Source organism: Aliigemmobacter aestuarii, assembly GCF_004799285.1.
Classification (GTDB): domain Bacteria; phylum Pseudomonadota; class Alphaproteobacteria; order Rhodobacterales; family Rhodobacteraceae; genus Aliigemmobacter; species Aliigemmobacter aestuarii.
Map to the genome: position 1 here is coordinate 111,448 of NZ_SSND01000004.1, position 16,109 is coordinate 127,556.

Consider the following 16,109-nt stretch of genomic DNA (forward strand, 5'->3'; position numbering starts at 1 on the left):
GCGCGACGGCTCTATACCGCTGGCGGGGCGAGGGGCAGAGAATCCATATCGCGGCCGCGTGTTTTCCCCCTGAAATCGGCCTTCGGTGGTAGCCCGGTGGTAGCCCGGAAAGAAAAAAGGGCTTGGGCGTTTCCGCCTAAGCCCTTTATTTGATGGTACAGCCTCCCCGGCTCGAACGGGGGACCCCCAGATCCACAATCTGGTGCTCTAACCAACTGAGCTAAGGCTGCACACGGGGGCGATTTAGCCCCCCCGCGCCGCGATTGCAAGCCCGTCTTGCACGATCAGAGGTCGATCTCCCAGTGCTGGTCGATCACGTCCTGCCCGAAATCACGCGCCGGTGCGGATGACACCATCCGCCATCCGATGCGCCGGTAAAGCTCGCAGGCCGCGCGGTGGCTTTCATGCGTCCACAACACCATCCGGCGATATCCGGCCCGGCGGGCGAATTCCATGCAGTCCTCCAGCAGGCGACGGCCAAGTCCGGTGCCGCGCGCGGCGGGTTCCACAAGAAAGAGGCGCAGTTTCGCCACCTCGTCCGACTGGCGGACGCAGAAGATGCAGCCAAGCCGTTCCTGCCCCCGCCGGGCGATGAAGGCGCGTTCGCGCGCCGGGTTACGGGTGCGCAGGAAGTCGGAAAGGATGCCCGCCACCAACCCTTCGAAGGTGATGTCATAGCCTTCCTCGGCGGCATAGATTTCGGCATGGCGGGCGATGATCCAGCCCGCGTCGCCGATCTTCAGATCGTCAATGACGATGGGTTCGGTCGGTTCCATCGCCGCATCTGACGCGGGCGGGGGCGGAGAATCAACCCCCTGCCGCCCCGCCGGGGAATCAGCCCCCTTGCGTCAGGGCCGGTTTCGCCTTAGGCCCCGCGACATGACGGACGGGCCGGACTTTGCCGGCGGCCCGGAAAACGTGGGGGGCCAGCACGATGGGCATCAACAAGGAAAGCGACATTTCCGCCAATCTTCAGATCGGGCCGACCTCGGCGGGCATGGTCCGCATCTATGTCGAGGCCGAGGGCGGGATCGAACTGCCGCTGGATTTCGACCCCGAGGAAGCGGAAGAAATCGCCGAGGAACTGCGCGCCGCCGCCGAGGCCGCGCGCGGCATGGCCGACGGGACCAAGGGCGGCGCTAGACCGAAGAAAGGGCGCTGACGCCCGGATCGCGCAGGCTTTGCAACCGGCTGGCGGCATGGCGCGCGAATTTCTGCACCATCACCTTGCGCCGCGCGGGCGCAAGCGGGCTTTGCGGCCCCATCGACAGGATCTCGCCCCCCCAGGCATCGGCGATGATCAGTCCGGTATCGGCCGGCAGGAGATCGGCGGGAAAGGCGGTGTCGACCGCCCAGAAGAACCGGTCGCACCAGTCCAGATAGCCCTGCCACTTGTGGTCCGACCGGTAGTCGGCGACACCCGACTTGCATTCCACGATCCAGATCTCGCCCTTCGGGCCCAGGGCCATCACATCGACCCTCAGGCCGGGTGCGGGCACCAGTTCCTCGACGCAGACGAAATCGAAATCGCGCAACATCCGGCAGACGCCGCGTTGCAGGCGCTGGCCAGGCAGGGGGGGAAGCGTTTCGACAGGCAGGTCGGCGTGGTTCATGTCGCAAACATGAACCAAAAGTGAACATCGGGCAAGGGTGCGCGAAGGCGCCCCCCGCCCGGTGATCCCCGTTAGGCGCTTACGCCCCCGCCTTCTTTTCCAGCCGGTACTTGTGCAGCAGGGGTTCTGTATAGCCGGCCGGCTGTTCCCGCCCCTTGAAGATCAGGTCGGTCGCCGCACGGAAGGCGATGCCGTCGAACCCCGGCGCCATCGGCGTATAGAAAGGATCCTCGGCGTTCTGGCGATCCACGACCTCGGCCATCTTGCGCAGGGATGCCATCACCGTCTGCGCATCGACCACCCCGTGATGCAGCCAGTTCGCCACATGCTGGGCCGAGATGCGGCAGGTCGCGCGGTCTTCCATCAGGCCCACATCGTTGATGTCGGGCACCTTGGAACAGCCCACGCCCTGATCGATCCAGCGCACGACATAGCCAAGGATCCCCTGGCAGTTGTTTTCCACCTCGCGCGCGATCTGTTCGGGCGACCACCGCTTGAACGCGGCCAGCGGGATATCAAGCAGCGTGTCGACATGCGCGCGCCGCCCGCCCTTGGCCAGTTTCGCCTGCACCGCCATCACGTCGACCTTGTGGTAATGCAGCGCATGCAGGGTGGCCGCCGTGGGCGAGGGCACCCAGGCGCAATTCGCGCCCGCGCGCGGATGGGCGATCTTTTCGTCCAGCATCGCGGCCATCATGTCGGGCATGGCCCACATCCCCTTGCCGATCTGCGCCCGCCCCGACAGGCCACATTCAAGCCCGATGTCGACGTTCTGGTTTTCGTATCCGGTGATCCAGGCCTTGCGCTTGATGAAATCCTTCCGGCTGAAGGGCCCGGCTTCCATGCTGGTGTGGATCTCGTCGCCGGTCCGGTCCAGGAAGCCCGTGTTGATGAAGGCCACCCGGTGACGCGCGGCGCGGATACATTCCTTGAGGTTGACCGAGGTGCGCCGTTCCTCGTCCATCACACCCAGTTTCACCGTGTATTGCGGCAGGCCGAGGAAAGCCTCGACGCGGGTGAAGATCTCGTCGGCGAAGGCCACTTCCTCTGGCCCGTGCATCTTGGGCTTGACCACATAGACGGACCCGTGATGCGAGTTCCGCGTGCCGCCATCCTTCTTCAGGTCATGGATCGCGATCAGCGTGGTGATGGCCGCGTCCATCAGCCCTTCGGGCACTTCCGAGCCGTCGGGCAGAAGGATTGCCGGGTTCGTCATCAGGTGGCCGACATTGCGGATCCACATCAGTGCGCGCCCCTTCAGGACCAAGGGGCCGCCATCGGGGGCGGTGAATTCGCGGTCGGGGTTCAAGCGGCGCGTCACCGTCTGGCCGCCCTTCTGGAACCGGTCCTCAAGGTCGCCCTTCATCAGGCCCAGCCAGTTGGAATAGGCCTGCACCTTGTCCTCGGCGTCCACGCAGGCGACCGAATCCTCGCAATCCATGATCGCCGACAGCGCGCTTTCCAGCCGCACATCGGCCAGAAGCGCCTGGTCGCGCGCGCCGATGAAATGGGCGCGGTCGAAAACCAGTTCCACATGCAGCCCGTGATTGCGCAGCAGGATCGCATCCGGGGCCTTCGGATTGCCGCGGTAGCCGGCGAATTTCGACGGATCGACCAGGGGCAGATCGTCAACCAGAAGCTGGCCGTCCTTTACGTAATAGCGCCGGACATCGGCATGCGATGCCCCGGCGATCGGAAAGGCCTCGTCCAGGAAGACCCGCGCGCGCGCCACGACCCGCGCGCCGCGGCCACGGTCATATCCGCCCTTGGGCGGGGCCGATCCCATCGCGTCGGTGCCGTAAAGCGTATCGTAAAGGCTGCCCCAGCGGGCATTGGCCGCGTTCAGCGCATAGCGGGCGTTGGTGATCGGCACCACCAGCTGCGGGCCGGGCACGGTGGCGATCTCGGGGTCGACATTGGCCGTGTCGATCCTGAAATCGGGCCCTTCGGGCAGAAGATACCCGATTTCCTCAAGAAACGCCTTGTAGGCCAGATGGTCGTGCGGCTGGCGGCGGTGGGCCACATGCCAACCGTCGATCTTGGCCTGAAGCGCGTCGCGCTTGGCCAGAAGCGCCCGGTTCTTCGGCGCCAGATCTGCCAGCATCGCGGCAAACCCCTGCCAGAAGGCCGGGGCCGTCACGCCCGTTCCGGGCAGCGCGGCCTCTTCGACAAACGCCGCCAACTGTCGATCAACCTGCAACCCGTTCCTGTCGATCCGCTCGGCCATGGCGCGTCCTTTCGTCTTATGTATGCAATGGCACACAGATAAGCCGCTTTCCCGCCCCCGGCAACAAATCCGCATGAACCTTTTTCGGAAATACCGGAAAGCACCTGTCGGCATATCCGAACAATGGCCTGACAGGGCGCAGGTGGGCGGGCGATCTTTCCGTTGCCTTCGGCGCGGTTTCGTAAATACTTTGCCAAATGGCTAAGCATGATCCCGACCTGTCCCGCGTCTTCCACGCGCTGTCCGACCCGACGCGTCGCGCGATCGTGGCGGCGCTTGCACAGCGGCCGCTGCCGGTCACGGCGCTGGCCCGGCCCACGGGGCTGAGCCTTCCTACGGTGTTGAAGCACCTCGCCTGTCTGGAAGAGGCCGCGCTGGTGGTCACCGAAAAGCAGGGCCGGACCCGCATCTGCCGCCTGCATCCGGCGCCGCTGGCCGTGGCCGAAGGCTGGCTCGGGGCGCAGCGCACCGAATGGGAGGCGCGGACCGACCGGCTTGAATCCTATGCCCTCGCGCTGATGAAGGAGGCCCGCACATGACCCCGCCCGGATGGCTGATCGACCATGACCCGGATCTTGATCTGATCCTCACCCGCGACATGGCGGTTCCCAGAGGCATCCTGTGGATGTGCTGGACCACGCCCGAACACCTGAAACCCTGGTTCGTGCCGAAACCCCACCGGGTCACCGATTGCCGGATCGACCTGCGGGTGGGGGGCGCCTGCGAAACCACCTTCGACGTCGACGGCAACATCATGGAAAACCGCGGTGTCTATCTTGAGGTGGTGCCCGAGGAACGGCTGGTGTTCACGGACACCTACACCGAAGGCTGGAAACCCGCGCCCGATCCGTTCATGACCGCGATCCTGACGTTCGAGGACCTGGGGCAGGGGCGCACCCGCTATACCGCCGTGGTCCGGCACCGGTCGGCCGAGGCCGCCCGGCAACATGCCGACATGGGTTTCCACGACGGCTGGGGCATGGTCGCGGCGCAGCTTGAGGACTATGCGCGCGGGCTTGGCTGACCCGATCGCCCCTCTTTCCGTGTCACCTGTCCCGGCGGGTCTTGCGGGGTGGTTCCCCGGACCTGCCGCCTTTCGCCTCGCCGCCGGATGTGCCGCGCAGGGATCGGCAGCGGTCGGAACAGTATCGCACCTCGTCCCAGACCCGCGCCCATTTCCGGCGCCAGGTGAAGGGGCGGCCGCAGGCCACACAGACCTTTTCGGGCAGGTCGGTCTTTTTGACGCCACGCGGCATGGCCCTCAAAGCTCCAGCGAAAGCTGGCCGGGCGGGGCCGGACGGGGGCGGGCCGGGGCGCGGTCATTGACGAAGCGGGCGGGGCGATCCTTCGGGCTTGCGTGGCGCGACAGGATCGCGCCTGCCGCTTCGGCAAATCCGGGCGCGCGCCGAAGATCGGCCAGGGCCTGCCGCGCCGCGCGGGCCGCGGCCGCCGGGTCGACGACGGGCTCGGGATAGCGCCGTCCGAGGATTCGCCCCGCGCCGGACCATTTCCAGGGGCTGTGCAGGAAGGCATCGGGCACCTCGGCCAGTTCCGGCAGCCAGCGGCGGGTGAAGGCGCCGGCAGGGTCCTGATCCAGCCCCTGCTTCACGGGGTTATAGATCCTCAGCCGGTTGATCCCCGTGACGCCCGCCTGCATCTGCACCTGCGGCCAGTGGATGCCGGGGTCGTAATCGGTGAAGCGGTGCGCCAGATGCCCGCCCACGTCGCGCCAGTCCAGCCAGAACTGGTAGCAGCCGACCGAGGTCAGCATCGCGCGCATGCGGAAGTTGATCCAGCCGGTCGCGGCCAGATAGCGCAGGCAGGCATCGACGAAGGGCAGGCCCGTCTCGCCCGTCCGGAACGCCTCCAGCCGTGTTGCGTCGGACACCCTGAGCCGGTCAGCCGCCCGGTGCAGCGCCCGGCGTTCCATGTCGGGGGCGTCTTCCAGCTTTTGCGTGAAGTGGTCGCGCCAGGCCAGTCGCGAGGCAAAGCTGTTCAGGTTGGCGGCCCAGCCGGGGCCAGGCTTCTGTGCCATCCGGTCGCGCAGCGCCGTCTCGACCTCGCGGGCCGAGATCGCGCCAATGGCCAGATGGGGTGACAGGCGGGAACAGCCGCGTTCGGCGGTCAGGGGCGAAGACATGCCGCTGCGGTAGCCGGTGGCGCGCTGGTTCAGGAACCCTTCCAGCGTTGTCAGCGCCAGGGCGCGCCCGCCGCCCTGCCGGTGCGGGCAGGGATCATGCGCAAGGCGCAGCGCGCGCGTGTCCGGGATCGGCCCCGGCTCCACCCCCTCGACCGGCGAAAGGTTCGGCACGGGCAGGGGCGGTTCGGCCATGAAGGCATCGCGCCGGGCGGCCCATCCCGTCCGGTCCTTCAGGCGGCGGACGACCCCGGTCTGCGGCAGTTCCGTCCATTCGATCCCGGCCTGCCGCGCCCAGGCGGCCATGCGCCGGTCGCGGGCAAAGGTCCACAGGGTGCCGGTTTCCTCGTGGCTGACGATCTGGCCGATGCTGTGGGTGCGCGCCAGCCGGGCGATCACCTCGACGGCATCGCCGACCCGGACGACCAGAGGCACGCCAAGCGCGGCGAAGTCCGCCCGCAAGGCCGCCAGCGTTTCCGCGGTGAAGGCCCATTGCCGGGCCGAGGCATCGGCGCCCGTCCAATACTCCGGCTCGACCACATAGAGGGGAAGAACCGGCCCCAGTCCCGACGCGAGGGTCAGGGCGGGGTGGTCCGTCAGGCGCAGGTCGCGTTTGAGCCAGAGAAGAACATTCATGGAACATTTATCTAGCGCCTGCCACGGATTCGTAAAGCCCGTCCTTGCGGGGCACGGCTTGCCTTGCGCCTGCCTTCGGGCGCGATACCCTGCGCGGAAAGAAGGAGTTCGCCATGCCCGACACCGCCCAGCCGATCCATCTGGCCGACTATCAGCCCTTCACCCATCTGGTGGACCGGGTCGATCTGACTTTCCGGCTGGACCCGAAGGCCACACGGGTGATTGCCCGGCTGAATATGGCGCCGAATCCCGTACGCCCCGGCCGCCACGACCTGCGGCTGGATGGCGAGGGGCTGCGGCTGATCCGGCTCGCGGTCGATGGCCGCCCGCTGGCCTGCCAGCCCGATGCAACAGGCCTCACCATCCCGGCGGGCGATCTGCCAGGCGGCACCTTCACCCTGGAAACCGAGGTCGAGATCGCGCCCGAGGGTAACACCGCGCTGGAAGGGCTTTACATGTCGCGGGGCATGTACTGCACCCAGTGCGAGGCCGAAGGCTTCCGCAAGATCACCTTCTACCCCGACCGGCCCGATGTCATGGCGCCCTTCCGCGTCCGGATCGAAGGCGATATGCCAGTGCTTCTGTCGAACGGCAACCCTGTGGCGCAGGGTCCGGGATGGGCGGAATGGGATGATCCCTGGCCGAAGCCCTCGTATCTGTTCGCGCTGGTCGCGGGGGACCTGCGCGCCCATTCCGACCGTTTCGCCACAAGGTCCGGTCGCGACGTGGCGCTGAACATCTGGGTCCGTCCGGGCGACGAGGACCGCTGCGCCTTCGCCATGGGCGCGCTGAAGCGGTCGATGGCCTGGGACGAGGAAACCTATGGCCGCGAATACGATCTGGACGTGTTCAACATCGTCGCGGTCGATGATTTCAACATGGGCGCGATGGAGAACAAGGGGCTGAACATCTTCAACTCCAAGTTCGTCCTGGCCAGTCCCGAAACCGCCACCGATGACGATTTCGACCGGATCGAGGCAATCATCGCGCATGAGTATTTTCACAACTGGACAGGCAACCGGATCACCTGCCGCGACTGGTTCCAGCTTTGCCTGAAGGAGGGGCTGACCGTGTTCCGCGATCAGCAGTTTTCCGGCGACATGCGCGGCCATGCGGTCAAGCGGATCGAGGACGTGATCCTGCTGCGCGCCCGCCAGTTCCGCGAGGATGGCGGCCCGCTGGCCCATCCGGTGCGGCCCGACAGCTATGTCGAGATCAACAACTTCTATACCGCCACCGTCTACGAGAAGGGCGCCGAGGTCATCGGCATGCTCAAGCGCCTTGTGGGCGATGACGGCTACGGGCGCGCGCTCGACCTCTATTTCGACCGCCACGACGGGCAGGCGGCGACGATCGAGGACTGGCTGAAGGTGTTCGAGGATGCGACGGGCCGCGACCTTGCACAGTTCAAGCGCTGGTATACCGAGGCGGGAACGCCGACGGTGAAGGTTTTCGAGGCCTGGAACGGGGGCGAGGCGGGCGGCACCTATACGCTCACGCTGGCGCAGGTGAACCCGCCCACGCCCGGCCAGCCCGAGAAGGGGGCCAAGGTGATCCCGGTCGCGGTGGGGCTGCTGAACCCGAACGGCGACGAGGTCGTGCCGACGCAGGTGCTGGAACTGACCGGGCCTGTGCAGAGCTTCCGCTTCGAGGGGCTTGGCGCGCGGCCGGTCCCGTCGATCCTGCGCGGCTTTTCCGCGCCGGTGATCCTCGACCACGACCGGACCGCCGAGGATCGCGCGTTCCTGCTGCAGCATGACACCGATCCGTTCAACAAATGGGAAGCGGGCCGCGCACTGGCCAAGGACATCCTCGTGCGGATGGCCGCGACCGATGCCGGGCCCGGCACGCGCTGGACGCAGGCGATGGCCGCCGTGGCCCGCGACGGCAGCCTTGACCCGGCGTTCCGGGCGCTTTGCCTGCGCCTGCCCTCCGAGGATGACATCGCCCAGACCCTGCATGCGGCAGGCCATGTGCCCGACCCGGCCCGGATCCATGCCGCCCGCCGCAGGCTGGCGCTGGCCCTGGCCGAAACGCTTGGGGCCGACCTGCCGGGGATGATCGCGGCGCTTGTGCCGCCCGGCCCCTATTCCCCCGATCCCGAGGCGGCAGGGCGGCGGGCGCTTGGCAACCAGCTGCTTGCGCTTCAGACCCGACTTGACGGGGGCGAGGCGGCGGCGCGCCGCTTTGCCGAAGCGGGCAACATGACCGACGGGATCGCGGCGCTGGCCAGCCTGCTGGAGGCAGGGCGCGGGCAGGCAGAGCTTGCCGCCTTCGAGGCGCGATGGGGCGGCGACCGTCTGGTGATGGACAAGTGGTTCGCGCTTCAGGTCGCCCATGCCGCGCCGGGGGATGCCGCCGCCGTTGCCGAACGGCTGGTTGCGCATCCGGCCTTCGACTGGAAGAACCCCAACCGGTTCCGCGCCGTCATCGGGGCGCTTTCGGCCAATCATGCCGGGTTCCATCACGAAAGCGGCGCCGCCTACCGCTTTGTCGCCGACTGGCTGATCCGGCTCGATCCGGCCAATCCGCAGACCGCCGCGCGCATGTCCACCGCCTTCGAGACCTGGCCGCGCTATGACGCGGACCGGCAGGGCATGATTCGGGACCAGCTGGCGCGCATCCTCGCCTCGCCGGGGCTGAGCCGCGACCTCGGCGAAATGGCCGCGCGGCTGATGGGGTAGGGCGGCTGCTGCGGGTGACGCCCGCGCCACCGCGCGGGGCGTTCAGATTGACGCCGCGCCGGCCCTGGGCATAGCATCCCCCCGTGACGGTCCGCTGGTGAGGGGTGACATGCCGTATCTGATCGGTCTTCTGGTGGTTCTGGCCGGGGCGTGGTTCTGGATCAACCGCGCGCGGCAGGCCGCGCAGGGGGCGCAGGAGCTGGCCGACATGGCGGGCGACGTGCTTTCGGCCGCACGCCGTTTCGGGTTCCGCCGCCGCGCGAACATCCATCCGGTCGAAAGCATCGAGGATACCGGCCTCGCCATTGCCGGTGCGGGCATGGCCTTCATGGAACTGGGAGGGCTGCCCTCGGCGGAACAACAGGATGCCCTGGCCATCTCGCTGCAATCGCGGCTCGACATGGCAAAGGACAAGGCAGACGAGGCGCTGATCATTGGGCGCTGGCTTGTCACCGAATGCGGCGGCGCGGAGCCCGCGATCACGCGCCTGTCCCGCAGGCTCTATCGCATGGACACCGGTGCGATCACGCCCCTGATGAGCGTGCTGAAGGACGTGGCGGGGGCCAACCGTGGGGGAATGTCGGACAAGCAGCGCGACGCGGTCGAGGAAATCGCCCGCGCGTTCCGCGTCCGGTAGGCGTCAGAGGCCGTTCTTGGCCGAAACGACGACCGGGGCCTTGCGGCCCGGCTTTTCATCGGGCTGGCAATAGGGCTGCTGGCTGATCCAGACGCGCATGTCCTCGCGCTTCGAGGCGCTGCGGAAGGGGGCCCAGTCCCGGCCAAGCCCACGCTTGCCGTTGCCCACCACCATGTTGTCCTTCGGCACCTGGACCGAGGCGATCTGGATCGCGCAGCGCAGGTTCGCCTCGCCATCCTTCAGCCCCTCGACGCTGTGCGTGTCGCAGCCGTAGTTCCGGGCGCTGCGCGGGTCGATCTGGGTCAGCCCGATCCACTTGCCGCCACCGCCCGAGGCGCGCGGGTTCCACGTGCTTTCATGCTTCGCCAGCGCCGAGAACATGCCCACCCAGAAGGCGCGGCGGTCCTCGATGTCGGCCTTGGCATAGCCGGGGCACCAGGCCTGCACATCGGCCGGAACGGTCTGGGCAAAGACGGGGTCCTTCGCGGCGACGGCGATCAGGGCCTCTTCCGTCCATTCCTCGGCCTCGGGATGGTGGTCCCATCGCATCGGGGGAACCGGCGACGTGTCGGGGGCAAGCTTCTTGCCCGACAGGAACGACATTGCACCCGAACCGCCACCGGTCGATGCCGATGGCCCGGATGCGACGCAGCCGGAAACAAGTGCGATGGTTGCGGCAACAGCCGCGGCACGGACTACAGACATTCCGAAGCCTCCCCCGAGGTTACGGGCGGCAGTTTTGCCCTCTGATTCGCCCTGTGGCAAGCTTTTGATCAGATTCGACCGCCCGATCGGCGGGAGTTGGCCGGTCGGCCTGCCGTCCTCCCCCTTGCCCAGACGCGCCCCGGACCCTAAGAAGGGCGCGATTGCGATAGGGGAAATCCATGCTCGACCTGACCTATGAAGCACCCAAGGCCAAGGTGATCGCCGGCGCCAAGCACGACTGGGAACTGGTGATCGGGATGGAGATTCACGCGCAGGTGTCCTCGAACGCCAAGCTGTTTTCCGGCGCCTCGACCGCCGTCGGGGCCGAGCCGAATTCGAACGTCTCTTTCGTGGATGCGGCCATGCCTGGCATGCTGCCCGTCATCAACGAATTCTGCGTCGAACAGGCGGTGCGGACGGGCATTGGCCTGAAGGCGCGGATCAACCTGTTTTCCGCCTTCGACCGCAAGAATTATTTCTACCCCGACCTGCCGCAGGGCTATCAGATCAGCCAGCTTTACCACCCCATCGTGGGCGAGGGCGAGGTGATCGTGGAAATGGGCCCCGGCGTCGCCCGGCGTGTCCGGATCGAACGCATCCATCTGGAGCAGGACGCGGGCAAGTCGATCCACGACATGGACCCGAACAATTCGTTCGTCGATTTCAACCGCACGGGCGTGGCGCTGATGGAAATCGTCAGCCGCCCTGACATCCGCGGCCCCGAGGAAGCGGCGGCCTATGTCGCCAAGCTGCGCCAGATCCTGCGTTACCTCGGCACCTGCGACGGCGACATGCAGCATGGCAACCTGCGCGCTGACGTGAACGTGTCGGTCTGCCGTCCGGGTGATTACGAACGCTATCAGGCGACGCAGGATTTCGGCCATCTGGGCACGCGCTGCGAGATCAAGAACATGAACTCCATGCGGTTCATCCAGGCCGCCATCGACTATGAGGCGCGCCGTCAGATCGCCATTCTGGAAGACGGCGGCACGGTGGTGCAGGAAACCCGCCTCTATGACCCCGACAAGGGCGAGACGCGGTCGATGCGGTCGAAGGAAGAGGCGCATGACTACCGCTATTTCCCGTGCCCCGACCTGCTGCCGCTGGAAATCGAACAGGCCTGGGTCGATGACATCGCCGCGCGGATGCCCGAACTGCCGGATGCCAAGAAGGCCCGCTTCATGGCCGATTACGGGCTGACGGATTATGACGCGAACGTGCTGACCGCCGAACTGGATGCCGCGCATTTCTTCGACGAGGTGGCCAAGGGGCGCGACGGCAAGATCGCTGCCAACTGGGTCATCAACGAACTGTTCGGGCGGCTGAACAAGGAGGGCCATTCCATCGCCGAAAGCCCGGTTTCGGCGGCGCAACTGGGCGGGCTTCTGGACCTGCTCGGCGATGGCACGATTTCGGGCAAGATCGCCAAGGACCTGTTCGAGATCCTTTATACCGAAGGCGGTGACCCGCGCGAGATCGTCGAGGCGCGCGGCATGAAGCAGGTCACCGACACCGGCGCGATCGAGGCGGCGGTGGACCAGATCATCGCGGACAACCCCGCGCAGGTGGAAAAGGCGAAACAGAACCCCAAGCTGGCGGGCTGGTTCGTGGGGCAGGTGATGAAGGCGACCGGCGGCAAGGCCAACCCGGCGGCGGTCAACGACCTTGTGACGCGGAAACTGGGGCTCTGATCCCGGCGGACGCTGCACCCTGGGCACATCGAAGGGCCACCCGTAGCGGGTGGCCCTTTTTCATCCCACCAGATGCTGTGGCGGGCAGGCAGGCTGTGGCAGGTTTTCACCGACCCGCCCGGATTTTCCTGCCAAAACTTGGCCTTGGCCGGGCTTCCGGCTATAGTGTGGCAGGTTTTCCGGGTTGGGGGCAGCGATGCAGCGGTTTGAATACAGGGTCGTTCCGGCGCCGAGGAAGGGCGAAAAGGCCAGGGGCGCCAAGACGACGGGCGACCGCTTTGCGCTGGCCCTGACCCATCTGATGAACGAGATGGGGGCCGATGGCTGGGAATACCTGCGGGCCGACACGCTGCCCTGCGAGGAACGCGTGGGCCTGACCGGCAAGACGACGAGCTTCCAGAACATGCTGGTGTTCCGCCGCGCCCAGGCCGCGGCAGTGCAGACCGCGCCGGTCGAGGGGCATGCCGCCGCGCCGGTGGTGCCCACCGTGTCGCCCGGCGATGCGCCCGCGCCTGCGGTAGCCCCTGCGGTGGCCCCCGTCGAACGCCCGGTCGAAGGCGCGGCCCGTCCGGTCGGTCCCGCCGCGGGCGAGGGTGGCAAGGCCCCGGCCCTTGGCCCGGCCCGGCCCGAGATGGCGGCGGAATAACCCCGGACCATTCGCGATCCGCAAGGCAGGCCGCGCCCTTGGAAGGGGCGGGCGGTCTGTGTCTTGTCCTGCCCCGTCGGGCCACCTATGTTGTTTTCTGGCGGGTTCTGCTCTTCGCGTGCGGGTCTCTTTTCCAGTGGCCGATAAGCAAGCGAACGGGGGCTGGCTCTGGCAGGATCCTGGTCCTGCTACCTGGCGCCCACCTGAGACCTCTGGCTCTCGGGAAAACCATGACACCCACGGTCGCTGCGGGCCCGCCACACCCCCCCTTGCGGCAGGAAAAAAGGGCGCGGTTGCCCGCGCCCCAGTTGGTGAAAAAGATCGCGGGGTCAGCCGTCGGTCAGAACCCGTAGACCAGCGACACGCCCAGCTTGTTGTCGGTGCGGATGGCACGGCTGTCGTTGTATTCGGTCAGATAGCTGACCCGGGTCGAGAAGGCGTCGGTCATCTTGAAATTCACGCCCAGATCGTTGTTCACCCGCAGCGCGGTATCCGACTTCAGGATATCCGTGTCATTGGTGGCAAAGATGTTGTCGTTGAACTTCCAGAAGAAGCGAGACGAGGCGATATAGCCGGTTTCGCTGGTCGAGGCGCCAAGCCCGTCTTCCAGATAGCTGATGCCCACGCCGGACTGCACCCGCCAGGCCATGTCGGGCGTGTTGAGCACCCGGTAGCCCGGACCAAAGCCCAGGAATGCGTCCTTCTGGACATCGCCCGCCGTGGCGGCCAGCCCGTCGGTCTTTACCCGACCCAGCACAAAGCCATAGACCTGGTCGTTGAAGTAGTAGTTGGCGTCATAGACACCAAAGACGTCTTCCTTGGTCTTGCGGCCGGCGGATTCGGTGAAATCCAGCGCAACGCCGATGTTCTGGACAAAGTTGCCTTGTGCGTGGCGGATGCGTGCGCCCAGTGAGAATTCCTGGCTGTCGGTGTTTCCGGTCTTGCCGGTATAGCCGACCGAGGCGCTGCCCGAGAGGCCCGGACGGAATTCGGGAAAGGCAAAACGGCTGGCGTCGTTGGCGCGATCCAGATCATCGGTCACCGCTTCGGTGATGTCGTCGATGCGGTCATCGACGGCCTCGGTGCCGGTCAGGTCGGTCTGGGCGAAGGCCGTGGTGCCAAGGGCGATCAGGGCAGCGGAAAGGCCGACAATGTGACGTGCATTCTTCATAATACGGGTTCCTTTGCAGCGTTCGTTCACCGGGCCTCATGCCCGCTGGGTCAACGCGAGGAACGTATGAACATTGTTCCTATTTGAAAAATTCAAAATAATTGCAGATCATATGAGAATTACTCTTATCCTTCGGCGGGAACTTGCCGATCCTCCTCCCCACCTTCGCCCCCACCTTCCTCCTCGCCCTCGACCAGGTCGTGAACGTCCTCGTCGATCGCCGCGACGACCTGCGACAGCACCAATTGCGCGGCATCGGCAATGTCCGATGGCAAGTCCTCGCGCCAGACGGAATAGGCGGGATAGGGAAAGTCGGGCGCATCCTCGACCAGATGCAGCAGGCCTGCCTCGACATAGCGCAGGGCGCTGCGCGCGGGAATGTAGGCGGCAAACTCGCGACGCGAGATGAACTCGGCCGACAGCGCCCCCAGTGCCAGCGTCAGCCCCGGATTGGTCAGCGCGGGCAAACGCGCGGTGTGCCAGGTCACGAATTCAGGGCCCCAGTCGACAAAGGCATAGCGCCCGGCAATCTGCGACAGGTCCGGTTCAGGCCATGAGGCGACCATGACCAGGTCTTCCTCCAACAGCGGTTCGACGCGCAGGCCGGGCCGCAGGGTGGGGGTATACATCAGGGCCAGCTGAACGCTGCCTTCGGCGAGAAGGCCAGTCAGGCGGTCGGGCATGCCCAGTTCGGCCCGGATCGACAGGTGCGGCATGTCGCGTTGCAGCCCGTCGATCAGACGGAACCCCAGCCGCGGCCATAGCGAATATTGCGCCCCCAACGTCAGCGCGCCGGTAAAGCCTTCGGGAATGGCGACCTGCTGGCGTGCGCGTTCCCATGTCTGGATCAGGCGCAGGGCATGGGGTTCAAAGGCGCGTCCGGCCGCCGTCAGCTCGGCGCCGGTCTTGGACCGGGTGAACAGGCTGCGGCCCAGCTGATCCTCAAGGCGCTGGATGCGCAGGCTGACAGCGGATTGGGTGACGAACAGCCGATCCGCCGCACCCCCGAAAGACCCGGTCGCGGCGACCTGCAGAAAAGTGCGGATCAGGGCAATGTCCATGACCCGGTGTAAGGCGCCACGCGCCGTCGGGGCAATGACAAAACGCTGGCGCCAGGATCAGCGGCGCCGAGCCGCGGAACGGGCAACGGGCGCGGCGGCCCGGACGTGAACCGGTTCCATCCGCACGACAGGCGCGCGGGTGCCACCCTTCGGCCCGTCCTCGGGTTCGGCCATCCGCATCACCGCGATGCCGAACTGCACGCCGGCAAAGATGATCCCGTTCGAGAAGAACAGAAGGAAGCCAGCCAGCCAGCCCTTTTCGGTTTCAAGGATCAGGTGCCGCAGGCCCGCGACGTCGGCCCAGACCAGCATCACGACAAAGGCCGCCGCGACGGCAAAGCCGATCAGCACGTTGACGATGTACATCCGGACGAGTTTCGGCATGGCGGAATCCCCCTTCGCTTTGCTTCAAGGTAGCGGGTCCCGGAAATTCGTCCAGTTCCAATTGGTCGCAGCCGGGGGTTTCCGCCGAACGCCGATCAGTTCAGCGGGCGCACGAATTCCATTGTCCCGCCCTTTTCGCCGGTCAACGTCATGTTGACCGGCCCGGTGATCTCGGCCCGCGTCATCTGCTCGAGTGCTTCGAAAAAGGCCTGCTCCGCCCCCAGGTCGGGGCAGGCCATCCGTGTCGCGCCGATGCCGGTGATCTTCAGGTCGGGAAGGGTGCCCGGCTGACCGGCGAACCAGCGGTTGCAGGGGGCCTCACCGGTAACCCGGCCGGGTTCGGAAAAATCGATCGTGGCGCGCGCCCCGAAGGCCTGGCCGTCGATCGCGACCAGCATCCATTCCGGCGCAAGATATTCCGGCGGAACGGTCGGGTCCGATGCGGCCTGGGTGCAGGACATCCCGACGAGCGACAGCGAAAGGGCGACGGTCAGAAGCGGTTTCGACATGGCAATCT

17 protein-coding genes and 1 tRNA gene are annotated in these 16,109 nt (G+C 66.5%); 7 read left to right on the forward strand and 11 right to left on the reverse strand.

Annotation, left to right across the window (positions count from 1 at the left end; genetic code table 11):
• Window positions 1–153: 153 nt before the first annotated feature.
• Both E7811_RS14170 and E7811_RS14175 read right to left on the reverse strand, forming a co-directional pair.
• Window positions 154–230: transfer RNA gene (locus E7811_RS14170), tRNA-His, on the reverse strand.
• 54 nt (window positions 231–284) lie between these two features.
• Window positions 285–776 (reverse strand): GNAT family N-acetyltransferase, encoded by a 492-nt coding sequence (locus tag E7811_RS14175; RefSeq protein ID WP_136395327.1) that lies wholly within the window; start codon window positions 774–776, stop codon window positions 285–287.
• A 158-nt stretch (window positions 777–934) separates the two neighbouring features.
• On the opposite strand from E7811_RS14175, the gene E7811_RS14180 reads away from it, so the two are divergent.
• Window positions 935–1,162: a DUF6324 family protein gene (locus E7811_RS14180; RefSeq protein ID WP_136395328.1), complete on the forward strand. Its 228-nt coding sequence runs from the start codon at window positions 935–937 to the stop codon at window positions 1,160–1,162.
• On the opposite strand, the gene E7811_RS14185 is transcribed toward E7811_RS14180, so the two are convergent.
• Entirely contained in the window at window positions 1,140–1,613 is a 474-nt protein-coding gene (locus tag E7811_RS14185) for an MmcB family DNA repair protein (RefSeq protein ID WP_136395329.1), read from the reverse strand. The genes E7811_RS14180 and E7811_RS14185 overlap by 23 nt on opposite strands.
• Before the next feature lie 79 nt (window positions 1,614–1,692).
• The gene (locus E7811_RS14190; protein ID WP_136395330.1) at window positions 1,693–3,840 is read right to left on the reverse strand and encodes a malate synthase G; all 2,148 of its coding nucleotides are present in this window, start codon (window positions 3,838–3,840) and stop codon (window positions 1,693–1,695) included.
• Window positions 3,841–4,037: 197 nt separating this feature from the next.
• On the opposite strand from E7811_RS14190, the gene E7811_RS14195 reads away from it, so the two are divergent.
• Both E7811_RS14195 and E7811_RS14200 read left to right on the forward strand, forming a co-directional pair.
• Complete coding sequence (locus E7811_RS14195) at window positions 4,038–4,379, forward strand: ArsR/SmtB family transcription factor (RefSeq protein WP_136395331.1); 342 nt, start codon at window positions 4,038–4,040, stop codon at window positions 4,377–4,379.
• Window positions 4,376–4,864, forward strand: a complete 489-nt coding sequence (locus tag E7811_RS14200; protein WP_394345625.1) for an SRPBCC family protein — start codon at window positions 4,376–4,378, stop codon at window positions 4,862–4,864. Before E7811_RS14195 ends, E7811_RS14200 begins: the two co-directional genes overlap by 4 nt.
• 22 nt (window positions 4,865–4,886) lie before the next feature.
• On the opposite strand, the gene E7811_RS14205 is transcribed toward E7811_RS14200, so the two are convergent.
• Together E7811_RS14205 and E7811_RS14210 are read right to left on the reverse strand one after the other, a co-directional pair.
• A complete protein-coding gene (locus tag E7811_RS14205; RefSeq protein ID WP_136395332.1) occupies window positions 4,887–5,096 on the reverse strand; it encodes a DUF2256 domain-containing protein in 210 nt (69 codons plus the stop codon).
• Between the two features lie 5 nt (window positions 5,097–5,101).
• On the reverse strand, window positions 5,102–6,613 hold the full coding sequence (locus tag E7811_RS14210; protein WP_136395333.1) for an FAD-binding domain-containing protein: 1,512 nt from the start codon (window positions 6,611–6,613) through the stop codon (window positions 5,102–5,104).
• 113 nt (window positions 6,614–6,726) lie between these two features.
• Here E7811_RS14210 and pepN point away from each other — a divergent pair, with 113 nt between their 5' ends.
• Window positions 6,727–9,297 (forward strand): aminopeptidase N, encoded by a 2,571-nt coding sequence (pepN, locus tag E7811_RS14215; protein WP_136395334.1) that lies wholly within the window; start codon window positions 6,727–6,729, stop codon window positions 9,295–9,297.
• A gap of 109 nt (window positions 9,298–9,406) precedes the next feature.
• On the forward strand, window positions 9,407–9,934 hold the full coding sequence (locus E7811_RS14220) for a hypothetical protein (RefSeq protein WP_136395335.1): 528 nt from the start codon (window positions 9,407–9,409) through the stop codon (window positions 9,932–9,934).
• A 3-nt stretch (window positions 9,935–9,937) separates the two neighbouring features.
• Here E7811_RS14220 and E7811_RS14225 read toward each other — a convergent pair whose 3' ends face one another.
• A complete protein-coding gene (locus E7811_RS14225) occupies window positions 9,938–10,639 on the reverse strand; it encodes a lytic transglycosylase domain-containing protein (protein ID WP_136395336.1) in 702 nt (233 codons plus the stop codon).
• Between the two features lie 179 nt (window positions 10,640–10,818).
• Here E7811_RS14225 and gatB point away from each other — a divergent pair, with 179 nt between their 5' ends.
• Entirely contained in the window at window positions 10,819–12,330 is a 1,512-nt protein-coding gene (gene gatB, locus E7811_RS14230; protein ID WP_136395337.1) for an Asp-tRNA(Asn)/Glu-tRNA(Gln) amidotransferase subunit GatB, read from the forward strand.
• A gap of 196 nt (window positions 12,331–12,526) precedes the next feature.
• Window positions 12,527–12,976 carry a DUF4177 domain-containing protein gene (locus tag E7811_RS14235; protein WP_136395338.1) on the forward strand — a complete coding sequence of 150 codons (450 nt, stop codon included), beginning with the start codon at window positions 12,527–12,529 and terminating at the stop codon, window positions 12,974–12,976.
• Window positions 12,977–13,316: 340 nt separating this feature from the next.
• Here E7811_RS14235 and E7811_RS14240 read toward each other — a convergent pair whose 3' ends face one another.
• The 4 genes from E7811_RS14240 to E7811_RS14255 all read right to left on the reverse strand — a co-directional run bounded on the left by E7811_RS14240 (window position 13,317) and on the right by E7811_RS14255 (window position 16,101).
• Window positions 13,317–14,147, reverse strand: a complete 831-nt coding sequence (locus tag E7811_RS14240) for a DUF481 domain-containing protein (protein WP_136395339.1) — start codon at window positions 14,145–14,147, stop codon at window positions 13,317–13,319.
• A 125-nt stretch (window positions 14,148–14,272) separates the two neighbouring features.
• Window positions 14,273–15,208, reverse strand: a complete 936-nt coding sequence (locus tag E7811_RS14245) for a LysR family transcriptional regulator (protein ID WP_136395340.1) — start codon at window positions 15,206–15,208, stop codon at window positions 14,273–14,275.
• A gap of 57 nt (window positions 15,209–15,265) precedes the next feature.
• Window positions 15,266–15,592: a hypothetical protein gene (locus E7811_RS14250; protein WP_136395341.1), complete on the reverse strand. Its 327-nt coding sequence runs from the start codon at window positions 15,590–15,592 to the stop codon at window positions 15,266–15,268.
• A 95-nt stretch (window positions 15,593–15,687) separates the two neighbouring features.
• Entirely contained in the window at window positions 15,688–16,101 is a 414-nt protein-coding gene (locus E7811_RS14255; RefSeq protein ID WP_168733040.1) for an META domain-containing protein, read from the reverse strand.
• Window positions 16,102–16,109: the final 8 nt, after the last annotated feature.